The sequence below is a fragment of the Citrobacter sp. Cpo091 genome, from assembly GCF_030332645.1.
Taxonomy (GTDB): Bacteria; Pseudomonadota; Gammaproteobacteria; order Enterobacterales; family Enterobacteriaceae; genus Citrobacter; species Citrobacter portucalensis.
Genome location: NZ_JAOWHL010000027.1, coordinates 1 through 24,236, shown reverse-complemented (window position 1 = coordinate 24,236; position 24,236 = coordinate 1). Strand labels below are relative to the sequence as shown.

At 50.6% G+C, this 24,236-nt stretch carries 22 protein-coding genes and 1 rRNA gene; 20 read left to right on the top strand and 3 right to left on the bottom strand.

The annotated features are described in order from the left end of the window. Positions 1-71: 71 nt before the first annotated feature. Positions 72-2,012, bottom strand: a complete 1,941-nt coding sequence (csrD, locus tag OGY04_RS02275) for an RNase E specificity factor CsrD (protein ID WP_186412931.1) — start codon at positions 2,010-2,012, stop codon at positions 72-74. A 225-nt stretch (positions 2,013-2,237) separates the two neighbouring features. Between csrD and acuI the strand changes: the two genes are divergently transcribed. The 13 genes from acuI (at position 2,238) to OGY04_RS02210 (ending at position 13,554) form a co-directional block, all read left to right on the top strand. Further along, complete coding sequence (gene acuI, locus OGY04_RS02270; protein ID WP_003828832.1) at positions 2,238-3,212, top strand: acrylyl-CoA reductase (NADPH); 975 nt, start codon at positions 2,238-2,240, stop codon at positions 3,210-3,212. A 119-nt stretch (positions 3,213-3,331) separates the two neighbouring features. Then, a complete protein-coding gene (gene msrP, locus OGY04_RS02265; protein ID WP_191238076.1) occupies positions 3,332-4,336 on the top strand; it encodes a protein-methionine-sulfoxide reductase catalytic subunit MsrP in 1,005 nt (334 codons plus the stop codon). Next, a complete protein-coding gene (gene msrQ / locus OGY04_RS02260; protein WP_237857478.1) occupies positions 4,337-4,936 on the top strand; it encodes a protein-methionine-sulfoxide reductase heme-binding subunit MsrQ in 600 nt (199 codons plus the stop codon). A 392-nt stretch (positions 4,937-5,328) separates the two neighbouring features. Continuing rightward, a complete protein-coding gene (gene accB / locus OGY04_RS02255; protein ID WP_003025210.1) occupies positions 5,329-5,799 on the top strand; it encodes an acetyl-CoA carboxylase biotin carboxyl carrier protein in 471 nt (156 codons plus the stop codon). A 10-nt stretch (positions 5,800-5,809) separates the two neighbouring features. After that, positions 5,810-7,159 (top strand): acetyl-CoA carboxylase biotin carboxylase subunit, encoded by a 1,350-nt coding sequence (gene accC / locus OGY04_RS02250; protein ID WP_003828838.1) that lies wholly within the window; start codon positions 5,810-5,812, stop codon positions 7,157-7,159. Positions 7,160-7,266: 107 nt separating this feature from the next. Continuing rightward, on the top strand, positions 7,267-7,509 hold the full coding sequence (locus tag OGY04_RS02245; protein ID WP_016154721.1) for a YhdT family protein: 243 nt from the start codon (positions 7,267-7,269) through the stop codon (positions 7,507-7,509). After that, positions 7,499-8,950: a sodium/pantothenate symporter gene (gene panF / locus OGY04_RS02240; RefSeq protein ID WP_020996361.1), complete on the top strand. Its 1,452-nt coding sequence runs from the start codon at positions 7,499-7,501 to the stop codon at positions 8,948-8,950. Before OGY04_RS02245 ends, panF begins: the two co-directional genes overlap by 11 nt. A gap of 11 nt (positions 8,951-8,961) precedes the next feature. Beyond that, positions 8,962-9,843: a 50S ribosomal protein L11 methyltransferase gene (gene prmA, locus OGY04_RS02235; protein WP_003025221.1), complete on the top strand. Its 882-nt coding sequence runs from the start codon at positions 8,962-8,964 to the stop codon at positions 9,841-9,843. A 170-nt stretch (positions 9,844-10,013) separates the two neighbouring features. Beyond that, the gene (locus OGY04_RS02230) at positions 10,014-10,748 is read left to right on the top strand and encodes a carbonic anhydrase (RefSeq protein ID WP_231587330.1); all 735 of its coding nucleotides are present in this window, start codon (positions 10,014-10,016) and stop codon (positions 10,746-10,748) included. Positions 10,749-11,046: 298 nt separating this feature from the next. After that, entirely contained in the window at positions 11,047-12,012 is a 966-nt protein-coding gene (dusB, locus tag OGY04_RS02225; RefSeq protein WP_008785970.1) for a tRNA dihydrouridine synthase DusB, read from the top strand. Between the two features lie 25 nt (positions 12,013-12,037). After that, a complete protein-coding gene (gene fis, locus OGY04_RS02220; protein ID WP_000462905.1) occupies positions 12,038-12,334 on the top strand; it encodes a DNA-binding transcriptional regulator Fis in 297 nt (98 codons plus the stop codon). 88 nt (positions 12,335-12,422) lie between these two features. Continuing rightward, positions 12,423-13,307 (top strand): adenine-specific DNA-methyltransferase, encoded by an 885-nt coding sequence (yhdJ, locus tag OGY04_RS02215; RefSeq protein WP_153686725.1) that lies wholly within the window; start codon positions 12,423-12,425, stop codon positions 13,305-13,307. 82 nt (positions 13,308-13,389) lie between these two features. Further along, the gene (locus OGY04_RS02210; RefSeq protein WP_003025279.1) at positions 13,390-13,554 is read left to right on the top strand and encodes a DUF2556 family protein; all 165 of its coding nucleotides are present in this window, start codon (positions 13,390-13,392) and stop codon (positions 13,552-13,554) included. A 46-nt stretch (positions 13,555-13,600) separates the two neighbouring features. On the opposite strand, the gene envR is transcribed toward OGY04_RS02210, so the two are convergent. Then, positions 13,601-14,257 carry an acrEF/envCD operon transcriptional regulator gene (envR, locus tag OGY04_RS02205; RefSeq protein ID WP_008785973.1) on the bottom strand — a complete coding sequence of 219 codons (657 nt, stop codon included), beginning with the start codon at positions 14,255-14,257 and terminating at the stop codon, positions 13,601-13,603. A gap of 413 nt (positions 14,258-14,670) precedes the next feature. Here envR and OGY04_RS02200 point away from each other — a divergent pair, with 413 nt between their 5' ends. From OGY04_RS02200 to OGY04_RS02170, 7 genes are all read left to right on the top strand, one after another. Next, positions 14,671-15,831, top strand: a complete 1,161-nt coding sequence (locus OGY04_RS02200) for an efflux RND transporter periplasmic adaptor subunit (RefSeq protein ID WP_060683116.1) — start codon at positions 14,671-14,673, stop codon at positions 15,829-15,831. 11 nt (positions 15,832-15,842) lie between these two features. Then, entirely contained in the window at positions 15,843-18,956 is a 3,114-nt protein-coding gene (locus OGY04_RS02195; protein ID WP_048225759.1) for an efflux RND transporter permease subunit, read from the top strand. Between the two features lie 271 nt (positions 18,957-19,227). After that, positions 19,228-19,449, top strand: a complete 222-nt coding sequence (locus OGY04_RS02190; RefSeq protein ID WP_003025292.1) for a lipoprotein — start codon at positions 19,228-19,230, stop codon at positions 19,447-19,449. A gap of 460 nt (positions 19,450-19,909) precedes the next feature. Beyond that, positions 19,910-20,935: an amino acid ABC transporter substrate-binding protein gene (locus OGY04_RS02185; RefSeq protein WP_048225761.1), complete on the top strand. Its 1,026-nt coding sequence runs from the start codon at positions 19,910-19,912 to the stop codon at positions 20,933-20,935. A 69-nt stretch (positions 20,936-21,004) separates the two neighbouring features. After that, the gene (locus OGY04_RS02180; RefSeq protein ID WP_048236882.1) at positions 21,005-22,186 is read left to right on the top strand and encodes an amino acid ABC transporter permease; all 1,182 of its coding nucleotides are present in this window, start codon (positions 21,005-21,007) and stop codon (positions 22,184-22,186) included. A gap of 9 nt (positions 22,187-22,195) precedes the next feature. After that, positions 22,196-23,299: an amino acid ABC transporter permease gene (locus tag OGY04_RS02175; RefSeq protein WP_191227193.1), complete on the top strand. Its 1,104-nt coding sequence runs from the start codon at positions 22,196-22,198 to the stop codon at positions 23,297-23,299. 7 nt (positions 23,300-23,306) lie between these two features. Beyond that, positions 23,307-24,065, top strand: a complete 759-nt coding sequence (locus OGY04_RS02170; protein ID WP_286584690.1) for an amino acid ABC transporter ATP-binding protein — start codon at positions 23,307-23,309, stop codon at positions 24,063-24,065. Between the two features lie 89 nt (positions 24,066-24,154). Here the strand turns inward: OGY04_RS02170 and rrf are convergent. Then, positions 24,155-24,236: ribosomal RNA gene (gene rrf / locus OGY04_RS23175) — 5S ribosomal RNA — on the bottom strand; the annotation flags it as partial.

Below are 24,236 nucleotides of genomic sequence, written 5' to 3'. Positions count from 1 at the left end.
GCGAGCAGGCAAGCACACCCCCAGAAGGCACAGCGCGCGTTATTCTACGTGAAAACAAATTAAACGGCAGGTTAAACCGAGTATCTTTGCGAATATTTTTTCACGTTAGTGTCAAGTGGTTGTGATGCGGCAAAAAAATCTCCTTGCCCACCCGCAACTCCGCGTTCTGTCAGCGTATGCCACTCACTACGCGAACGTACGCCCGTGGCGTAAACCTGCGTGGGTGTTCCCGAACAGGCCTCCACCAGGCTTTGAACCAGAAGCTGATTTTCCGTTCGCTTATCAATGTTCCTCACCAGACTTGGATGAAGCTTCAATAACTCAACGTTAAGCTCTTTGATCCAACTGGTGCTCACCAGCGTTAACCCCGCCTGCGTAACGGCAATACGCACGCCCAGCGCATTCATCAATCTGATAACGGGCTGTAACCGGCTGATATGTTGACAGACATCTGCCTCAGCAAGTTCAATAATTATGCGTTTGCGTAATGATTTTTCGCACTGCATCAGCGTATCACGCAGCCAGCGCTGAAAACGTGGACGAATAAGCGATTCAACCGTTGTCTGCATCGCCAGATTTTCCTGCGGCCAGTAGCCCAAAAGCAGGATCAGACGGCTTATCTGCAAACGGTCATATTCTTCTGCCAGACCAAATTGCAGGACCATCGGCATATATTCCGCCGAAATGACCTCTTCGTTGCCATCAAAAATACGGCACATCAACTCCCGATGGTGCACCCGGCCTTCACGCGTTACCGCAGGCTTTTGATAAATTCTCGGCCCGCCCCGGCTAAGCATCTGTTCGATCAGCGTTCGCCAGCGTACGTTGCCCCGACCTTTTTCCGGCAGCGAGTCATCATAGACCGACCAGCTGTTTCCGCCCTGCAATACCGAATTCCGCGTAGCCGCTTCGGCGTGATCCATTACTTGTTCCGTCGACTGTCCGCTGCGGCAAACGCAAATACCGATATGAACCATATCGGCACGATCGATCATTTTATTAGCTGGAAGCGCATCTACCGCTTTTAATAATTGCCCGGCGATGCTTTCCGCCTCTTTCAGCGTACGGTGCGGCAGTAGGATAGCAAAATCGCTACGGTGGTAGCGCGCCAGCAACGCGCCCGGATAGCGCGTCATAAAAGTCGACAACAAATTGATCAGCGTCGAGATTTGTTCTTCCGCGAGAGTGATTCCCCAGCTATCGCGCAGCAGCGTAAAGTCCGGCAGGCGCACCATCATCACGACGCCATGCGAGCCTACTTTTTCCTGATCTTCCAGCAGCGTGGCCAGTTGGTTATCAAAGAACAAGCGGTTGCTTAGCCCGGTTTTTGTATCCTGCGCGACATAGGAACGAATCAGCGTATCCAGGCGGCTGCGTTGCTCGCGGGCATTTTGAATTTCAGTCAGCAGCATATCGAGCGCACTGCTGGTACGCGCAGGCCATTCATAGACCGTTCCCCGTACGTTCGGTCCACGTTCGCCGTTCAGAATACGCGTAGAACGGATCTCCAGCAGCTCCTGACCCGAAAGCTGGCGCTGAAGCCAGCGCACAGACAAAAAGAGCATCAGAATAATGAAAGCAATGGCTATCGTGAGCGGTGCGGTGGTCAGTAGCGAATGGAAATAGTTACCCATCGGATCCTGATAAACCAGACGCAATGACATACCCGGATGCTTGACCAACGGTACGGTAATCTCGCGGTAGAGATTGTTTGTCCCTGCCGGTCGGTAGCTGCTGGTCCGTGAGTGGTCATACACCACGTTTTCGCCCTGCAACAGTTCGATGCGCACGATATCAACAGAAACCATCAGTTCATCGATTTGCGGAGTTAACGCAACGACATCTCTGGAGACCAGATGCGTATCAATCGCCGTCGCGACTGCATGAACGCGCGTGGTGAACTTATATTGAATAGCGTTGTAGAAACTCAGCGAACAGCCGATCAGAGTCACGAAGATCGTTAACCCGGTAAGCAGCGTGACAAAAGCTGAAAATTTCGTCGTTAATCGCATCCTTGTGTTAACTCCGACAGTTATGAAACAGGCCTGAAAGTGATAAATCGACTCTAAAATGCAAAACTGACCACAAAATCCGCCAATTTATACAAACTGTGAGGGCATACTACCAAATCAGGTATATCTGGCAATTTATTGCGCAGAATCGGCATCATGTTTTGATTAGCGAGTATAGTCTTCATTATTAATTTTCCAATCCACTATACGAATTGAGGACAGGTTATGCAGGCTTTGATCTTAGAACAGCAGGACGGAAAAACCCTCGCATCCGTTCAACCCCTCGACGAAAATCAGCTACCGGAAGGCGATGTGACGGTGGATGTCCACTGGTCAAGCCTGAACTATAAAGACGCCCTGGCTATCACCGGCAAGGGAAAAATCATTCGTAATTTTCCGATGATTCCTGGTATCGATTTCGCTGGTACCGTGCGAGCAAGCGAAGATCCCCGTTTTCATGCGGGTCAGGAGGTTTTACTGACCGGTTGGGGCGTAGGTGAAAATCATTGGGGTGGACTGGCAGAACGCGCACGCGTGAAAGGCGACTGGCTGGTTGCGTTGCCAAAAGGGCTGGATGGACGTAAAGCCATGGTCATCGGTACCGCTGGCTTTACCGCCATGCTTTGCGTCATGGCGCTTGAAGATGCAGGAATTCGTCCGCAAGACGGTGAGATTGTCGTCACTGGCGCCAGCGGAGGCGTGGGCAGCACGGCCGTTGCGTTACTGCATAAGCTGGGTTATCAGGTTGCGGCGGTTTCGGGTCGTGAAAGCACCCACGACTACCTGAAAAGCCTGGGCGCTAACCGCATTCTTGGCCGCGATGAATTTGCTGAATCTCGCCCGCTGGAAAAACAGCTGTGGGCTGGCGCGGTGGATACCGTTGGCGACAAAGTTCTGGCGAAAGTCCTCGCGCAGATGAACTACGGCGGCTGTGTTGCCGCCTGCGGCCTGGCGGGCGGTTTCGCTCTGCCAACCACCGTGATGCCATTCATTCTGCGTAACGTTCGTTTGCAAGGAGTGGACTCGGTGATGACCCCGCCGGCACGCCGTGCAGAAGCCTGGGCGCGTTTGGTTAAGGATCTGCCGGAATCGTTCTATGCTCAGGCTGCAACGGAAATTACGCTGGCGGATGCGCCGAAGTTCGCCGATGCCATCATCAATAACCAGGTGCAAGGCCGTACGCTGGTGAAGGTGAAGTAACAGACTCTGGCGCAGAAATTTACACTTAATTAACGAAATTTCGCGGCACATCTACAGACTCCCTGCCATATTAACTACGCGTCCCCTGTCAGTTATGACGCGTAAGCCGGGAGTCTGTTATGAAGAAATTACGTCCATTTACAGAAGCCGACGTCACTGACGAGTCGGCTTTTTTTATGCAGCGTCGCCATGTACTGAAAGCATTAGGGATCAGCGCAGCCGCGTTGTCTTTACCCCACTCTACGCAGGCTGACCTTCTGAGTTGGTTTAAGGGTAATGACCGCCCGCCCGCGCCTGCGGGAAAGCCGCTTGATTTCAGCAAGCCCGCCGCCTGGCAAAATTCGCTTCCTTTAACCCCAGCGGATAAAGTTTCTGGCTACAACAACTTCTATGAATTCGGTCTCGACAAAGCGGATCCGGCAGCCAACGCGGGTAGCCTGAAAACCGATCCGTGGACATTAAAAATCAGTGGTGAGGTCGCCAAACCACTCACTCTCGATCACGATACCTTGACCACCCGTTTCCCGCTGGAGCAACGGATTTACCGCATGCGCTGCGTGGAAGCCTGGTCAATGGTCGTGCCGTGGATTGGTTTCCCGTTACATAAACTGTTGGCGCAAGTGGAACCCACCAGCAATGCGAAGTATGTCGCGTTCGAAACGCTGTACGCACCGGAAGAAATGCCAGGGCAAAAAGATCGCTTTATTGGCGGCGGGCTGAAGTATCCCTATGTTGAAGGGTTACGCCTGGATGAAGCGATGCACCCACTCACACTGCTTACCGTGGGGGTTTATGGTAAGGCCCTTCCGCCACAAAATGGCGCGCCCATTCGCTTAATTGTGCCGTGGAAATATGGATTTAAAGGCATTAAGTCGATCGTGAGTATCAAACTCACGCGCGAACGCCCTCCGACAACCTGGAATCTGGCCGCGCCCAATGAATACGGGTTTTATGCCAACGTGAATCCGCATGTCGATCATCCCCGCTGGTCCCAGGCCACTGAGCGTTTTATTGGCGCTGGCGGTATTCTGGACGTACAGCGTCAGCCCACGCTGATGTTTAACGGCTATGCCGAAGAGGTTGCGTCACTGTATCGCGGACTCAATTTGCAGGAGAATTTTTAAGTGCGACTGACCGCAAAGCACATTACCGGGCTGAAATTTTGCCTGCATCTTGCCGGTTTTTTGCCGTTTATCTGGCTATTTTGGGCGATAAATCACGGCGGTCTGAGCGCGGATCCGGTCAAAGATATCCAGCACTTTACTGGTAGGACAGCTCTGAAATTATTGCTGGCAACCTTGCTGGTCTCTCCACTCGCGCGCTACGCTAAACAGCCATTATTGATACGCACACGTCGCCTGTTAGGGCTATGGTGTTTCGCCTGGGCAACACTGCATTTAACCAGCTACGCGTTACTGGAACTGGGCATTAATAATCTGGCGTTGTTAGGGCGGGAATTAATTACGCGGCCTTATTTAACCTTGGGCATTGTCAGTTGGGTCATATTATTCGCCCTCACCTTAACATCCACGCAGGCTGCGCAGCGAAAGCTGGGTAAAAACTGGCAGTATTTGCATAACTTCGTCTATCTTGTGGCGATCCTGGCACCCATACATTATCTGTGGTCGGTAAAAATTATCTCCCCTCAACCGATTATTTATGCAGCGCTCGCTGCGGTGCTATTAGCGTGCCGTTACAAGAAGTTTCGCCAGTGGTGGCGGTAGTTTCACGATATGTGCAGTGCGTTGCAAAACACGGACGATCCGATTTTCTTTACATGTTAACGGTTGATTATCTTCCCTGATAAGACCAGTATTTAGCTGCCAATTGCTACGAAATAGTTATAATGTGCGACTTTGCTATCCCCGGTAGCGTTTTTAAGGCGCTGAAAGGGTGACAATCGCATATTGAAGGTATATTTTGTCTTTTACCCGAAAATGGCAGAAGATAGCCGCACAATGACTAACAAGTCTGGCAATCTCACTTAATGGCAGCAGCACCCAGTGCAGCGCCTGAGATGCGTGGCATCTTGTCACTCACTGTTATAAAAATGCTATACAGACGGCGGTAAAACGCCTGTCACAATCTCACTAAACAAAGAGTACGGAACCCACTCATGGATATTCGTAAGATTAAAAAACTGATCGAGCTGGTTGAAGAATCAGGCATCTCCGAACTGGAAATTTCTGAAGGCGAAGAATCTGTACGCATCAGCCGTGCGGCGCCAGCTGCAAGTTTTCCGATGATGCAACAGGCTTATGCTGCACCAGTGATGCAGCAACCAGCTCTGTCTAACGCTGTCGCACAAACTGCCTCTCCAAGTATGGAAGCTCCGGCAGCAGCGGAAATCAGTGGTCACATCGTACGCTCCCCAATGGTTGGTACGTTCTACCGCACCCCGAGCCCGGATGCTAAAGCGTTCATCGAAATCGGACAGAAAGTGAATGCGGGCGATACCCTGTGCATCGTTGAAGCCATGAAAATGATGAACCAGATCGAAGCCGACAAATCCGGCGTAGTTAAAGCGATCCTGGTAGAAAGTGGTCAACCGGTAGAATTTGACGAGCCGCTGGTCGTCATCGAATAACGAGGCGAACATGTTGGATAAAATTGTTATCGCCAACCGCGGCGAGATTGCCCTGCGTATTCTTCGTGCCTGTAAAGAACTGGGCATCAAGACTGTCGCTGTGCATTCAAGTGCGGATCGCGATTTAAAACACGTATTGCTGGCGGATGAGACGGTCTGTATCGGCCCGGCTCCGTCCGTAAAAAGCTATCTGAACATCCCGGCTATCATCAGTGCCGCTGAAATCACCGGCGCGGTGGCAATTCACCCGGGCTATGGCTTCCTCTCTGAGAACGCCAACTTTGCTGAGCAGGTAGAGCGTTCTGGCTTTATCTTCATCGGCCCGAAAGCCGACACCATCCGCCTGATGGGCGACAAAGTGTCCGCAATCACCGCGATGAAGAAAGCGGGCGTACCGACAGTCCCAGGCTCTGACGGCCCGCTGGGCGATGACATGGACGCTAACCGCGCTCATGCTAAACGCATCGGCTACCCGGTTATCATCAAAGCCTCCGGCGGCGGCGGCGGTCGCGGTATGCGCGTCGTGCGCAGCGATGCCGAACTGGCACAATCCATCTCCATGACCAAAGCGGAAGCAAAAGCCGCTTTCAATAACGACATGGTCTACATGGAGAAATACCTGGAAAACCCACGCCACATTGAAATTCAGGTGCTGGCTGACGGTCAGGGTAACGCAATTTATCTGGCAGAACGTGACTGCTCCATGCAGCGTCGTCACCAGAAAGTTGTCGAAGAAGCACCAGCGCCAGGCATTACCCCGGAACTGCGTCGCTACATCGGCGAGCGTTGCGCCAAAGCGTGTGTTGATATCGGCTATCGCGGGGCGGGTACTTTCGAGTTCCTGTTCGAAAACGGCGAGTTCTACTTCATTGAGATGAACACCCGTATTCAGGTTGAACACCCGGTAACCGAAATGATCACCGGCGTTGATCTGATCAAAGAGCAGCTGCGCATCGCAGCGGGCCAACCGCTGTCCATCAAGCAGGACGAAGTTGTGGTTAAAGGCCATGCGGTAGAATGCCGTATCAACGCCGAAGACCCGAACACCTTCCTGCCAAGCCCGGGTAAAATCACGCGTTTCCACGCGCCGGGTGGCTTTGGTGTGCGTTGGGAGTCTCATATTTACGCAGGCTACACCGTACCTCCGTACTATGACTCAATGATCGGTAAGCTGATCTGCTATGGCGAAAACCGCGACGTCGCTATCGCCCGTATGAAAAACGCATTGCAGGAACTGATCATCGACGGTATCAAAACCAACGTTGACCTGCAGATCCGTATCATGAATGACGAGCACTTCCAGCACGGTGGAACCAATATCCACTACCTGGAGAAAAAACTCGGACTTCAGGAAAAGTAAGCGTGCGTTAACCGAAAAGGCCGGAAATTCCGGCCTTTTGTTTTTCTCCCCTCCCGCACGTGCCATAAGGTACAATCCCCGCTTTCTTTATCCACAAGGGACAAAAAATGGACGCTCGTTTTGTTCAGGCCCATAAAGAGGCGCGCTGGGCGCTGTGGCTAACCCTTTTATATCTGGCCACATGGTTAGTGGCCGCTTACTTACCAGATTCAACGCTGGGTTTTACCGGCTTACCGCACTGGTTCGAAATGGCCTGCCTGCTAACGCCGCTGGTTTTTATCGTGCTGTGCTGGGCGATGGTGAAGTTTATCTATCGCGACATTCCGTTGGAGGATGACGATGCAGCTTGAAGTTATTTTTCCGCTGGTCGCCTATCTTCTGGTGGTCTTCGGTCTCTCAGTTTATGCCATGCGCAAGAGATCGACCGGTACCTTCCTGAATGAATATTTCCTCGGCAGCCGCTCCATGGGCGGCGTCGTGTTAGCGATGACGCTAACGGCAACCTACATTAGCGCCAGCTCGTTTATTGGCGGTCCTGGTGCCGCTTACAAATACGGACTGGGATGGGTGCTGCTAGCGATGATCCAGTTGCCGGCCGTATGGCTCTCATTGGGGATTCTTGGTAAGAAATTCGCCATTCTGGCACGCCGTTATAATGCGGTTACCCTCAACGATATGCTATTTGCACGCTACCAGAGCCGCCTGCTGGTATGGCTGGCAAGCCTCAGCCTGTTGGTCGCGTTTGTCGGGGCAATGACCGTACAGTTTATTGGCGGCGCACGTTTGCTGGAAACCGCAGCGGGTATCCCCTACGAAACCGGTCTGCTGATTTTTGGCGTCAGCATCGCGTTATACACGGCGTTCGGCGGCTTTCGCGCCAGCGTGTTGAACGACACCATGCAGGGCATGGTGATGCTGATTGGTACTATCGTTTTGCTGGTCGGCGTTGTTCATGCTGCCGGTGGCCTCAGCAATGCGGTGGTAACCCTGCAGACTATCGATCCTAAACTGGTTTCGCCGCAGGGCGCTGATGACATTTTGTCACCCACGTTTATGACCTCATTCTGGGTGCTGGTATGCTTTGGCGTGATTGGCCTGCCGCATACGGCGGTACGCTGTATCTCTTATAAAGACAGTAAAGCGGTACACCGCGGCATTATCATCGGCACCATCGTGGTGGCGATCCTGATGTTTGGTATGCATCTGGCGGGCGCCCTGGGACGGGCGGTAATCCCTGACCTGACGGTACCGGATCTGGTAATCCCTACGCTGATGGTCAAAGTCCTGCCGCCGGTCGCTGCCGGGATCTTCCTCGCCGCACCTATGGCTGCGATTATGTCGACGATCAATGCCCAATTGCTGCAAAGCTCCGCTACGATTATTAAGGATCTGTACCTGAACCTTCGCCCGGAACAGCTGGAAAACGAAACCCGGCTGAAACGCATGTCGGCAGTGATTACCCTGCTGCTGGGCGCGTTACTGTTGCTGGCCGCCTGGAAACCGCCAGAGATGATTATCTGGCTGAATCTGCTGGCGTTTGGCGGGCTGGAAGCCGTCTTCCTGTGGCCTCTGGTGCTGGGCCTCTATTGGGAGCGGGCAAACGCGTCAGGCGCATTGAGCGCGATGATTGTCGGCGGCGTGCTTTATGCTCTACTCGCCACCTTTAACGTTCAGTTCCTGGGCTTCCACCCAATCGTGCCCTCGTTACTGATAAGCTTGCTGGCTTTCCTGATAGGCAACCGTTTCGGTTCCGCCGTCCCGCAAGCCGCCATATTGACTACTGATAAATAAAGAGTTTTGCCATGCCATGGATCCAACTGAAACTGAACACGACCGGTGCCAACGCTGAAGAGTTGAGCGATGCGCTGATGGAAGCGGGCTCCGTTTCCATTACTTTCCAGGATACGCATGATACGCCGGTATTTGAACCTCTGCCGGGCGAGACTCGCCTGTGGGGTGATACCGACGTTATCGGCTTGTTCGATGCAGAAACCGACATGAAAGAAGTAGTTGCTATCCTGGAACAGCATCCGCTGCTGGGTGAAGGCTTCGCGCATAAAATCGAACAGCTCGAAGACAAAGACTGGGAACGCGAATGGATGGATAACTTCCACCCGATGCGCTTTGGTGAACGTCTGTGGATTTGCCCAAGCTGGCGCGATGTCCCGGATGAGAATGCCGTCAACGTGATGCTGGACCCGGGTCTGGCGTTTGGTACAGGCACGCACCCCACTACCTCTCTGTGCCTGCAATGGCTGGACGGTCTTGATCTTAACGGTAAAACGGTTATCGACTTTGGCTGCGGCTCCGGCATTCTTGCCATTGCGGCACTGAAGCTGGGTGCGGCGAAAGCCATTGGCGTGGATATCGATCCGCAAGCGATTCAGGCCAGCCGTGATAACGCCCAGCGTAATGGTGTTTCTGAGCGTCTGGAGCTTTATCTGCCGAAAGACCAGCCAGAGGCGATGAAAGCCGACGTGGTGGTCGCCAACATCCTTGCTGGCCCATTACGTGAACTGGCTCCGTTAATCAGCGTACTGCCCGTTGAGGGCGGTTTGCTGGGGCTTTCTGGTATTCTTGCCAGCCAGGCAGAAAGCGTCTGTGAAGCCTATGCCGATCTCTTTACGCTCGATCCGGTTATCGAGAAAGAAGAGTGGTGTCGCATTACCGGCCAGAAAAAATAATCCCTTCCGGCGTGGTTATCTGACCACGCCATTTTCAGACAATTGACCAGCATACCGACACTTTCCTCAGCGATATAATAATCAATTGATTTTGTTATTTTTTATATTGATTCTCGTTGAGTAAACGTATGCGTTTCAACTGTCTTACAACAACTTTGCTGGCAGCATGCATGATGCCACTGACCACGCTGGCCGTACCATGGGGATATACCGAAGAAAACGGCCCCGCACGGTGGGGAGAAATCAGCAAAGCGTATGCAACGTGCCAGACAGGCATAAACCAATCCCCCATAGACATCCAGACCACCACAACCAGTAAACTCGGTCTCCCCGCGCTGAACATGCAGTACGTCGATGGCCCAACCAGATTTCGGAGCATTAACCATACGTTGCAGGCAACGATGAGTAGCTACGCATCTAATTCTATTGAAATTGATGAAACGCTTTATTATTTAAAACAATTTGATTTTCATGCCCCGAGCGAACATACCCTCAACGGTAAAACCTATCCGCTGGAGCTGCAGCTGGTCCACAAAAATCAATCCGGAGACATCGCTATCGTGGCGGTTATGTTTGATATCGGCGAACCAAACCAGGCGATTCAAAATTTGTGGGAGTCCTTTCCAACCATGGAGGACAGCAGCATGGCCATCTTCTCGCCGGTCGATATCCGCCAGCTTTTACCCGACAATAAAACCTACTGGCGCTACCGTGGTTCGTTAACAACGCCTCCCTGCACCGAAGGCGTCACCTGGACTGTCCTGAAAACGCCTGTTGCTCTTTCTGCCGAACAGATGGATAAATTCCACTACATTGTTGGGACGGCAAACAATCGCCCGCTGCAGCCGTTGAATGAACGCAAGATTACGGACAGCTATTCTGGGGATACCGAGATCCTGTACTAAAATGAGGTAGCGATCACACAATGACGAGGTAATTTGCTGATTAATTCAGCAGAATATCTTGTCAGTACCGTCTGCAGCTGAAGAAAAAATGAGAAGTTACGCAAAATTATATGTGTATATAAAATCGACACATTTTTATAATGCGATGATTTATATGATTAAATATTTTCATGCGTTCACATTTACGGCAATTCATTGATCCACCTCAGTGGATTGGTCAAAGTTTGGCCTTTCATCTCGTGCGAAAAATGCGTAATATACGCCGCCTTGCAGTCACAGTATGGTCATTTCTTAACTCATGCGCATCGGACAATACCAGCTCAGAAATCGCCTGATCGCAGCACCTATGGCTGGCATCACTGACAGACCATTCAGGACGCTGTGCTATGAGATGGGAGCAGGATTGACAGTATCCGAGATGATGTCTTCTAACCCGCAGGTTTGGGAAAGTGACAAGTCTCGTTTACGGATGGTGCACGTTGATGAGCCAGGAATTCGCACGGTGCAAATTGCCGGTAGCGACCCTGTTGAGATGGCCGATGCCGCACGTATTAACGTGGAAAGCGGCGCCCAGATTATTGATATCAATATGGGGTGTCCGGCTAAAAAAGTGAATCGCAAGCTCGCAGGTTCAGCCCTCTTGCAGTACCCGGATTTAGTGAAATCGATACTAACCGAGGTCGTCAATGCAGTGGACGTTCCTGTCACACTCAAGATTCGCACCGGCTGGGCTCCGGAACACCGTAACTGCGTAGAGATTGCCCAACTGGCTGAAGACTGTGGCATTCAGGCTCTGACCATTCATGGACGCACCCGCGCCTGTTTGTTCAATGGAGATGCTGAGTACGACAGTATTCGGGCAGTTAAGCAGAAAGTTTCCATTCCGATTATCGCGAATGGCGACATTACTGACCCGCATAAAGCCAGAGCTGTACTCGACTATACGGGGGCGGATGCCCTGATGATAGGACGTGCAGCTCAGGGAAGACCCTGGATCTTTCGGGAAATCCAGCATTATCTGGACACTGGGGAGCTGCTGCCCCCGCTGCCTCTGGCAGAGGTGAAGCGCTTGCTTTGTGCGCATATTCGGGAACTGCACGACTTTTATGGTCAGGCAAAAGGGTACCGAATTGCGCGTAAACACGTATCCTGGTATCTCCAGGAACACGCTCCGGATGACCAGTTTCGGCGCACATTCAACGCCATTGAAGATTCCAGCGAACAGCTGGCGGCGTTGGAGGCATACTTCGAAAATTTTGCGTAAACAGAAATAAAGAGCTGACAGAACTATGTTCGAACAACGCGTAAATTCTGACGTACTGACCGTTTCTACCGTTAACTCTCAGGACCAGGTAACTCAAAAGCCCCTGCGTGACTCGGTTAAACAGGCACTGAAGAACTATTTTGCTCAATTGAATGGTCAGGATGTGAATGATCTCTATGAGCTGGTACTGGCTGAAGTAGAACAGCCCCTGTTGGACATGGTGATGCAATACACCCGCGGTAACCAGACCCGTGCTGCCCTGATGATGGGCATCAACCGTGGTACGCTGCGTAAAAAACTGAAAAAATACGGCATGAACTGATACTAATCAGTTAAATGTTTGTTTTAAAAGGCGCTACTCGGCATGGGGAAGCGCCTTTTTTATTGACGTCACACGGGAGGCTTTGGCGATGAACGCGAGATGTGAACCTGTCTATTTTGGCGATGAATCTAAAAAGATAATCCTGGGCGATGCGCTAACTGAACTGAAAAAACTGCCGTCTGAAAGCGTCGAACTCATTTTTGCTGACCCTCCTTATAACATCGGGAAAGACTTTGACGGGATGGTTGAATCCTGGGACGAAGAGACCTTTCTGGCGTGGTTGTTTGAGTGCATCGACGAGTGCCATCGCATCCTCAAACCACACGGCACCATGTACATCATGAACAGTACGGAGAACATGCCGTACATCGACCTCAAATGCCGCCCGCTTTTTACCATCAAGAGTCGTATCGTGTGGTCATACGATAGCTCAGGGGTACAGGCCAAAAATTACTTTGGTTCGATGTATGAACCGATCCTGATGATGGTAAAAGATCAGAAAAACTACACATTTAATCGTGACGATATTCTGGTTGAAGCCAAAACTGGCGCTAAACGCGCGCTAATAGACTACAGAAAAAACCCGCCGCAGCCATACAATCAGAAAAAAGTGCCGGGCAATGTCTGGGAGTTCCCACGCGTACGCTATCTGATGGACGAATACGAAAACCACCCCACCCAGAAACCCAAAGCCCTCCTGGAGCGTATAATTCTGGCGTCCTCGAATCCAGATGACAGGGTACTGGATCCGTTTGCCGGCAGCTTCACCACCGGAGCTACCGCCGTGGAATTGGGTCGCAAGTTTGTCGGGATTGAGATCAATACTGAATACGTAAAAATGGGGCTCAGAAGACTGAGTATCGGTTCTCATTTTTCAGAAATTGAGCTTGCCAAGGTGAAAAAACGTAAGACAAAAAACCTGTCTAAAAAGAGTCGATTGACGGCAAAGAGTGGCGATCTTTCAACAAAGTAAAGGCATTGTAAGTCTGCTTTTCAGCTTAAAAAATTCGTGTATATTCCCTGCACGCTTGGGCATGAATACACAGGGTTTAGGAATGATTCGCAAGTATTGGTGGCTGGTTGTTTTTGCGGTCTTCGTTTTTCTTTTTGATGCGCTGCTCATCCAATGGATAGAGCTGATGACAACAGAGCACGACAAGTGCCGGAATATGAACTCAGTGAATCCCCTTAAGCTGGTCAACTGCGTCGACCTCGAATAGCACCTCAGGTAATGCTTCGACAGCCGTCAGCCTCTGGCGGTAAAAACTATCCGACCTGGTTTTCACTCTGCATTAATTGCATGACGCTACCGTCTGGGCTTAACATTTTTAGTACATTATCAACTAATACTGGAGCTTGCCCATATAGATCATAACTCACTGGATTCATTAACCAGTTTTTTATAATTCCGCTAAAACTACCGTGCAGAATAATGATGATGACATCTAAATCAAGAGTGGTGGCAATCAAATTGTCATCGACACACTTTTGCAGGGAATCACGAATGCTTTGATGACTGATACCTATTTTATCGCGAATATCCTGCTCAGATATCATATCGTTATGAAATTCACACTTATGATATAAAATCTGCATTAATGCCTGCTGACGAGGGTTCTCTGCAATATATTGTAACCCCACCACAAACTTTTCTCGCAATCGCTGTAAAGGGTTATCACCCCAACGACCAATTAGCTTGTCCTGAATAAGATCGCGTAAAGGTGGTTGTTGTAACCATAGCTCATTAAACAGTTGAGTTTTATTTTCGAAATGCCAATAGAGCGCGCCACGCGTCACGCTGGCAGCATCCGCAATGTCGTTTAGCGTCGTATTGCTTACGCCACGTGCGGCAAACTGTACAATTGCCGTTTCTATCAGGTGCTGCCGCGTTTTGAGGGCATCAGCTTTCGTTTTTCTGGCCATGGTTCCGACTGTCTGAGGTAGAGTAGAGAATGATTAACTTTCTTATCTAATATTTGCGATACGGAACAAATGTATCACTTAGCATTTATTTAAACGAGTTCTAAAAAATATTATTACGGACTTTGCACACGAATAAACAAAACGAATACCACCAACAAATATATTCATAAACCAAATGTTTATTTCAATTTGTGTTTATGCGAATCATAGTATTGCTATTAACACCACAATGAAACAGCTGTCGATTAATCTTTTTTTGCTTTTACGTGCCGTGTATCGTGCCCATAAATAAGTATTGCTTACATCGCAAGCTAATAATTTGTAGGATAGCCAACTATTATTTTTCTTGTGCGCGTTATCGCCCCCTGCTTTACCCGGTTAATAACGAGCGTTCGGTTTTTTAAGGAATAGAAATGACGAAAAATGCCAGGTTTTCACTCCTGCCCTCATTCATCATCGTCTCCGCTGCATTACTCGCCGGTTGTAACGATCAGGGAGAAACACAAGCTCATCCCGCAGAACCGCAGGTGACTGTCCATATCGTCGAAAAGGCTCCTTTAGCCGTAACGACCGAATTACCCGGGCGCACAACGGCATTCCGAATTGCAGAAGTTCGTCCCCAGGTCAGCGGGATAGTGCTTAAACGGAATTTCACTGAGGGAAGCGATATTGAAGCCGGACAGTCACTTTATCAGATCGATCCCGCGACTTATCAGGCTGACTATGACAGCGCCAAAGGTGAACTGGCGAAGAGTGAAGCGGCGGCTGCAATCGCGCATTTAACGGTAAAACGCTATGTGCCGTTGGTTGGCACCAAGTACATCAGCCAGCAAGAGTACGATCAGGCAATTGCTGATGCTCGTCAGGCCGATGCCTCCGTGATCGCGGCAAAAGCGGCGGTCGAAAGCGCGCGTATCAATCTGGCCTACACCAAAGTGACATCGCCAATTAGCGGACGCATCGGTAAATCTAACGTCACCGAAGGTGCATTAGTCACGAATGGCCAGGCTACTGAGCTTGCTACCGTTCAACAGCTCGATCCCATTTACGTCGACGTGACACAGTCCAGTAACGACTTTATGCGCCTCAAACAGTCCGTTGAACAAGGGAGTCTGCATAAAGACAGCGCCAGCAGTACTGTCGAACTGGTGATGGAAAATGGTCAGTCATACCCGCTAAAAGGCTCTTTGCAGTTTTCTGATGTGACGGTTGATGAAAGCACCGGATCAATCACCCTCAGAGCCGTGTTCCCTAACCCGCAGCACACGCTGTTGCCGGGCATGTTTGTGCGCGCACGCATTGATGAAGGCGTCCAGCCAAATGCCATTCTCGTTCCGCAGCAGGGGGTAACGCGTACGCCTCGCGGCGATGCCACCGTAATGGTCGTTAACGACAAGAGTCAGGTTGAGTCTCGCGCAGTCGTTGCCGCACAAGCTATTGGTGACAAGTGGCTCATCAGCGAAGGCCTGCAACCGGGTGACAAAGTTATCGTGAGCGGCTTACAGAAAGCACGTCCAGGCGTTCAGGTTAAAGCAACCGCCGATACCGAAACTCCTGCCACGAAAGCCCAATAAGGTAACCGGACATGGCTAACTTTTTTATCAGGCGTCCTATCTTTGCCTGGGTATTGGCTATCATTCTGATGATGGCGGGTGCTCTGGCAATCATGCAACTGCCCGTGGCACAGTACCCGACCATTGCGCCTCCTGCGGTCGCCATTTCTGCCACCTATCCTGGTGCGGATGCACAGACGGTTCAGGATACAGTCACACAGGTTATCGAACAGAATATGAATGGTATCGATAACCTGATGTATATGTCCTCCACCAGCGACTCGGCCGGGAGTGTGACTATTACACTGACTTTCCAGTCCGGTACCGATCCCGATATCGCGCAAGTGCAGGTGCAAAATAAACTGCAGCTCGCCACTCCGCTACTGCCGCAAGAAGTTCAGCAGCAAGGGATCAGCGTCGAGAAATCCAGCAGCAGCTTTTTGATGGTTGCGGGTTTTGTTTCTGACAACCCACAAACCACACAGGATGACATTTCCGATTACGTCGCCTCGAACGTTAAAGACTCAATCAGCCGTCTGAATGGCGTGGGTGACGTGCAGCTGTTTGGTGCACAGTACGCCATGCGCATCTGGCTGGATGCAAACTTATTGAACAAATATCAGCTCACGCCGGTTGATGTGATCAATCAGTTGAAGGTACAGAACGATCAGATTGCCGCAGGTCAGTTAGGGGGGACGCCTGCATTACCTAACCAGCAGCTTAACGCTTCTATCATTGCGCAAACGCGACTGAAAGACCCTGAAGAGTTCGGCAAAGTGACTTTACGCGTGAACAGCGATGGTTCGGTTGTTCACCTGAAAGACGTCGCACGTATCGAGTTAGGCGGGGAAAACTACAACGTCGTGGCGCGTATTAACGGTAAGCCTGCATCCGGCCTTGGGATCAAGCTGGCAACCGGGGCAAACGCGCTGGATACCGCGAACGCGATTAAAGCCAAGCTGGTTGAACTGCAACCATTCTTCCCGCAGGGAATGAAGGTGGTCTACCCGTACGACACGACGCCATTTGTGACCATCTCCATTCATGAAGTGGTAAAAACACTGTTTGAAGCGATCGTGCTGGTGTTCCTGGTCATGTATTTGTTCCTGCAAAACATCCGGGCAACGCTCATTCCGACCATCGCCGTACCTGTTGTACTGTTGGGCACATTTGCCGTGCTTGCTGCGTTTGGCTACTCAATAAACACCCTGACGATGTTCGGCATGGTGCTCGCCATCGGTCTATTGGTCGATGATGCGATAGTGGTGGTGGAAAACGTGGAACGCGTGATGATGGAGGATCATCTGCCGCCCAAAGAGGCGACGGAAAAATCCATGTCACAAATACAGGGAGCACTGGTTGGTATCGCCATGGTGCTGTCTGCGGTATTTATCCCGATGGCCTTCTTTGGCGGTTCAACCGGGGCTATCTATCGGCAGTTTTCCATCACCATCGTTTCCGCCATGGCGCTTTCAGTACTGGTCGCGCTGATCCTGACTCCCGCACTTTGTGCAACGTTGCTGAAGCCGGTATCAGCTGAACATCACGAGAAAAGAAGCGGTTTCTTTGGCTGGTTCAACGCCAAATTCGATCACAGCGTCAATCATTACACCAATAGCGTCAGCGGTATTGTGCGTAAAACTGGGCGTTACCTGGTCGTCTACCTGATAATCGTCATCGGGATGGCGGTGCTGTTTATGCGCCTGCCAACCTCCTTCCTGCCAGAGGAAGATCAGGGCGTCTTCCTGACGATGATTCAACTTCCTGCAGGCGCCACGCAAGAACGCACCCAGAAGGTGCTGGATCAGGTCACCCACTACTACCTGAACAATGAAAAAGCCAACGTTGAAAGCGTCTTTACGGTTAACGGCTTTAGCTTCAGCGGCCAGGGGCAAAACTCAGGGATGGCGTTCGTCAGCCTCAAGCCCTGGGAAGAACGTAGCGGTAACGAAAATAACGTTGAATCAATTATCGCCCGCGCTACCCGAGCGTTTAGTCAGATTCGTGATGGTCTGGTGTTCCCTTTCAACATGCCAGCCATTGTTGAACTGGGTACCGCAACCGGCTTCGACTTCGAACTGATTGACCAGGGCGGGTTGGGACATACCGCGTTAACGCAAGCGCGTAACCAACTGCTGGGCATGGTTGCCAAACACCCTGACCTGCTGGTTCGCGTGCGTCCAAACGGTCTCGAGGATACCGCACAGTTCAAGCTGGATGTCGATCAGGAAAAAGCTCAGGCCCTTGGCGTCTCGCTGTCCGATATTAATGAAACCATCTCCGCTGCGCTGGGTGGCTATTACGTCAATGACTTCATTGACCGTGGCCGCGTGAAAAAAGTGTACGTACAGGCCGATGCCAAATTCCGTATGTTGCCGGAAGACATCAATAATCTGTATGTTCGTAGCGCCAATGGCGAAATGGTTCCGTTCTCCACGTTCAGTTCCGCACACTGGATCTACGGCTCACCGCGCCTGGAGCGCTATAACGGTATGCCTTCTATGGAACTGCTGGGAGAAGCTGCGCCTGGCAGAAGTACCGGTGAAGCAATGGCGCTGATGGAAAGCCTGGCGGAAAAACTGCCAAACGGTATTGGTCATGACTGGACGGGGATGTCCTATCAGGAACGATTGTCGGGCAACCAGGCTCCTGCGCTGTATGCCATCTCGCTAATCGTTGTCTTCCTTTGCCTTGCCGCATTGTATGAAAGCTGGTCTATTCCTTTCTCGGTGATGCTGGTTGTACCGCTCGGTGTTGTGGGCGCATTGTTAGCAGCATCACTGCGTGGGATGAATAACGATGTGTATTTCCAGGTTGGCTTACTAACCACAATCGGCCTCTCGGCTAAGAACGCCATCCTGATCGTCGAGTTTGCCAAAGACCTGATGGATAAAGAAGGCAAGGGGTTGATTGAAGCGACGCTGGAGGCATCGCGCATGCGTCTTCGTCCTATCCTGATGACATCCCTGGCCTTTATTCTGGGGGTTATGCCTCTGGTTATCAGTCACGGTGCAGGGAGTGGTGCGCAGAATGCGGTCGGTACAGGTGTTATGGGAGGAATGCTGACCGCAACATTGTTGGCTATCTTCTTCGTCCCCGTCTTCTTTGTTGTCGTAAGACGGCGTTTTAGTCGGCACAACGATTAAATTGTAAAATAAAGGCGTCTACGGACGCCTTTTTCACCCATGTTACGCCTCTTTATTTATTAATAAGATAGCCATTTATTTCATTTAAAGCATTCCTTTAAACGCGCCCGCGACCTTTCTTTTTATCCATTATTTTTACAATCCACATGAATTGAGATTATTCCTCATGTCAGTCCTTTTTTAAGAAGTGGTAAAATAATCGCCGAGTTCGCAGATGGCTTAGCGTTTGTCTTTGCTCTATTAGCGAAACGCTTATTTTTGAGGTAACACCATGAAAAGATTAATATCCGTTGCACTGCTTACCGCATTCCTGGCTGGCTGTGCACACGATTCTCCTTGCGTACCTGTATACGACGATCAGGGACGCCTGGTTCATACCAATACCTGTATGAAAGGCACCACCCAGGATAACTGGGAAACAGCCGGGGCCATCGCCGGTGGTGCTGCAGCCGTTGCCGGACTGACGCTTGGGATTGTCGCCCTGACCAAATAAATCATCTTAAAAGCGCGGTTATTACCGCGCTTTTAGCAATAAGCATAAAATCTGCATATAAGACAAAACGTTGCTTAATAGAACCTGACATGTAATAAAATTATTATAGATTTAACTCACACATCCGCGATTTGAAATTAGCATTTTTTCTGTTTTTCGTAACACCACATTTTCTTTTCATTATTCTCACGCCATTAATATTAACGCCAGAAATCGTTATCACGCGTCCTGTCTGATTTTTAAATTTTTTGCGCCGAAATGTGGCTTACGTTTCAATTTTGCACCACTTCGGGGCGCTGCATTTATTTTTTCCTGTCTACACTCTGCATATTGCGTCGAATAATCAGGCGCAAAAAACTGGCACTACCTTTGCTTAAAAGAGTATGGCCAAAGCCACAGACAGGTAAAAGACGTTTTCAGAACGTTTCCATAACAATAATTCCTCCACACAGGATGCTCTATGAAAAAGATGATAATCGCCAGCCTGGCTGCGGCCGGTGTGCTGCTTGCTGTTGCAAATCAGGCACATGCCGGCGCAACACTTGATGCCGTAAAGAAAAAAGGGTTTGTGCAATGTGGGATCAGCGACGGCTTGCCTGGCTTTTCTTACGCCGATGCAAGCGGCAAGTTCTCGGGTATTGATGTTGATGTATGTCGTGGCGTTGCCTCCGCCGTATTTGGCGATGATAGCAAAGTAAAATATACCCCGCTCACCGCCAAGGAACGCTTTACCGCATTACAGTCTGGTGAAGTCGACATGCTCTCTCGTAATACCACGTGGACCTCTTCTCGTGATGCCGGTATGGGCATGTCCTTCACTGGTGTAACGTATTACGACGGCATTGGTTTTCTTACCCACAATAAAGCAGGCCTGAAGAGCGCTAAAGAACTGGATGGTGCAACGGTCTGTATTCAGGCGGGAACCGATACCGAACTAAACGTGGCCGACTACTTTAAAGCCAACAAGATGAAGTACACCCCCGTCACCTTTGACCGTTCGGATGAATCAGCCAAAGCTCTGGAATCTGGACGTTGCGATACGCTGGCTTCCGACCAGTCTCAGCTGTATGCCCTACGCATCAAGCTGAGTAATCCTGCGGAATGGATCGTCCTGCCAGAAGTTATTTCTAAAGAACCGCTGGGACCTGTCGTACGTCGTGGGGACGATGAGTGGTTCTCCATTGTTCGCTGGACGCTGTTCGCCATGCTAAATGCGGAAGAAATGGGTGTTAACTCGAAAAACGTCGATGACAAAGCGGCTAATCCAGCAACACCGGATATGGCACACCTGTTGGGTAAAGAAGGGGATTATGGCAAGGATCTGAAGCTTGATAACAAATGGGCCTACAACATTATCAAGCAAGTTGGTAACTATTCGGAGATCTTTGAACGTAACGTTGGATCGGAAAGTCCGCTGAAGATCAAACGTGGACAGAACAACCTCTGGAATAACGGTGGCATTCAGTATGCGCCACCGGTGCGCTAATGCGTAGTGATGTAACGGGCGCCGCAACTGCGGCGCTCAGCCCAGAGTCATAGTTACTGAGGTTTTCTTATGTTCCATCGCCGCTCAACCGTAAAAGGATCGTTATCCTTTTCTAACCCTGCGGTCCGCGCCTGGTTATTTCAAATACTCGCCGTCATTGCGGTTATCAGCATTGCGGTCTATCTCATTCATAACACGATAAATAACCTGAACAATAGCGGTATTACCTCGGGGTTTTCTTTTCTCGATCGCAGCGCCGGATTTGGCATTGTCCAGCATCTGATCGATTACGAGCAAGGCGATACGTATGGTCGTGTCTTTGTGGTCGGCCTGCTCAATACGCTGTTAGTTTCAGCACTGTGCATTGTTTTCGCATCAATTCTCGGTTTCTTTCTCGGACTAGCACGCCTGTCAGATAACTGGTTATTGCGAAAGCTCTCGACGATCTACATCGAAACGTTCCGCAATATACCGCCGCTGCTGCAGATCTTCTTCTGGTATTTCGCCGTATTACGTAATCTGCCCGGCCCACGCCAGGCCGTTAACGCGCTGGATTTGATGTTCCTGAGTAACCGGGGGCTCTATATTCCGTCCCCGCAAATGGGAGAAGGTTTTTTTGCCTTTTGTACCGCTGTCGTTATCGCTCTCGTCGTCACCATCGGATTATTTCGCTTCAACAGAATGCATCAGACCAAAACCGGTCAGCTACGTCGGACCTGGCCCACAGCTCTGGCGTTGATCGTACTTTTACCGGTGATTTCACAGTGGATGTTTGGCGCTGCGCTTCACTGGGATATTCCCGCGCTCCGTGGTTTTAACTTCCGTGGCGGTATGGTGCTTATTCCTGAACTGGCGGCACTGACTCTGGCGCTTTCGGTATATACCTCGGCATTTATTGCAGAAATTATTCGGGCGGGCATTCAGGCCGTTCCTTACGGCCAACATGAAGCCGCACGCTCGCTGGGTCTGCCAAATCCGGTGACGCTACGCCAGGTAATCATCCCACAGGCGCTACGCGTCATCATTCCCCCACTGACCAGCCAGTACCTGAATATCGTCAAGAACTCTTCTCTTGCAGCCGCCATTGGCTACCCGGACATGGTTTCACTGTTTGCCGGCACGGTACTCAATCAAACAGGGCAAGCCATTGAAACGATCGCCATCACCATGTCGGTATACCTGATCATCAGTCTGAGTATTTCTTTGCTGATGAATATTTATAACCGCCGTATTGCACTGATTGAGCGCTAAGGAGCCATGATGACAAAAGCACTGCTGTCTCACCCCTCGCGCCAGCGCAGCAATCCGGCAAGCCGCTGTCTACTCTGGGTGCGTAAAAACCTGTTCTCCAGTTGGTCAAATAGCCTGCTCACCCTGCTATGCGTATGGCTGATTTGGTCATTTCTTCCACCACTGTTGAACTGGGTATTCTTTCAGGCCAACTGGGTCGGTTCTACCCGGGCAGACTGTACCAAAGCGGGAGCCTGCTGGGTGTTCATCCATGAACGCTTCGGGCAATTCATGTATGGGCTTTATCCACACGATCAGCGTTGGCGCGTAAATCTGGCCCTGATAATTGGTCTGGCTTCTATTGTTCCGATGTTCTGGAAAACCATTCCCCACCGTGGCCGTTATATCGCCATCTGGGCAGTCATATATCCGATTGTCGTCTGGTGGCTGATGTACGGTGGTTTTTTCGGACTTGAACGCGTAGAAACCCGGCAGTGGGGCGGATTAACACTGACGCTTATTATTGCATCCGTGGGGATTGCAGGCGCGCTTCCATGGGGCATTTTACTGGCGTTGGGACGTCGTTCCCATATGCCAGTCGTGCGGGTTTTATCCGTCATTTTCATTGAGTTCTGGCGCGGTGTACCGTTGATTACCGTTCTGTTTATGTCCTCGGTCATGCTTCCTCTGTTTATGTCCGAAGGAACCAGTATCGACAAGCTTATCCGGGCGCTGGTCGGCGTTATTCTTTTCCAGTCGGCCTATGTCGCAGAAGTGGTTCGCGGAGGGTTACAGGCCCTACCGAAAGGTCAGTATGAGGCCGCTGAATCACTGGCGCTAGGGTACTGGAAAACTCAGGGGCTGGTCATTCTTCCGCAAGCCCTCAAGCTGGTTATCCCGGGTCTGGTTAACACGATTATCGCCCTGTTCAAGGATACCAGCCTGGTCATCATCATCGGTCTGTTTGATCTCTTCAGTAGCGTGCAGCAGGCAACTGTGGACCCTGCGTGGCTGGGTATGTCGACAGAAGGATATGTTTTCGCTGCACTGATTTACTGGATCTTCTGTTTCAGTATGTCGCGTTACAGCCAGCATCTGGAAAAACGTTTTAACACCGGGCGTACACCGCACTGAGGAATTTATGAGCCAATTATTAATGCCGTCTACCGACGCGATGATTACGCTGGAAAACGTCAACAAATGGTACGGACAGTTTCATGTCCTGAAAAACATCAACCTGAAGGTAAAACAGGGAGAGCGCATCGTATTATGCGGGCCTTCCGGTTCGGGTAAATCGACAACTATCCGCTGTATTAACCATCTGGAAGAACATCAGCAAGGACGCATAGTAGTGGATGGGATTGAGCTCAATGAAGACATCCGCAATATTGAGCGCGTCCGACAAGAAGTTGGCATGGTCTTTCAGCACTTTAATCTCTTTCCTCATTTGACTGTCTTGCAAAACTGCACGCTGGCGCCTATCTGGGTGCAAAATATGCCGAAAAAAGAGGCTGAAGTACTGGCAATGCACTACCTTGAGCGGGTCCGCATTGCCGAACATGCACATAAATATCCCGGGCAAATCTCTGGTGGACAACAACAGCGCGTGGCCATTGCACGCTCGCTGTGTATGAAACCCAAAATCATGTTATTTGATGAACCCACATCAGCGTTGGATCCTGAAATGGTAAAAGAAGTGCTGGATACCATGATAGGTCTGGCGCAATCGGGCATGACCATGCTATGTGTAACCCATGAAATGGGCTTTGCCCGCACAGTAGCTGACCGGGTGATCTTTATGGATCTTGGCGAGATTGTGGAACAGGCACCACCGGATGAGTTTTTTGCTCACCCCAAATCGGAACGCACTCGCGCGTTTTTATCGCAGGTTATTCATTAAATATATATATGCCGGATACAGTTCCGGCTGATTTCCGCGTATAAATGCAAAAAGGCCATCCTTTCGGATGGCCTTTTCACTTATTTGATGTCTGGCAGTTCCCTACTCTCGCATGGGGAGACCCCACACTACCATCGGCGCTACGGCGTTTCACTTCTGAGTTCGGCATGG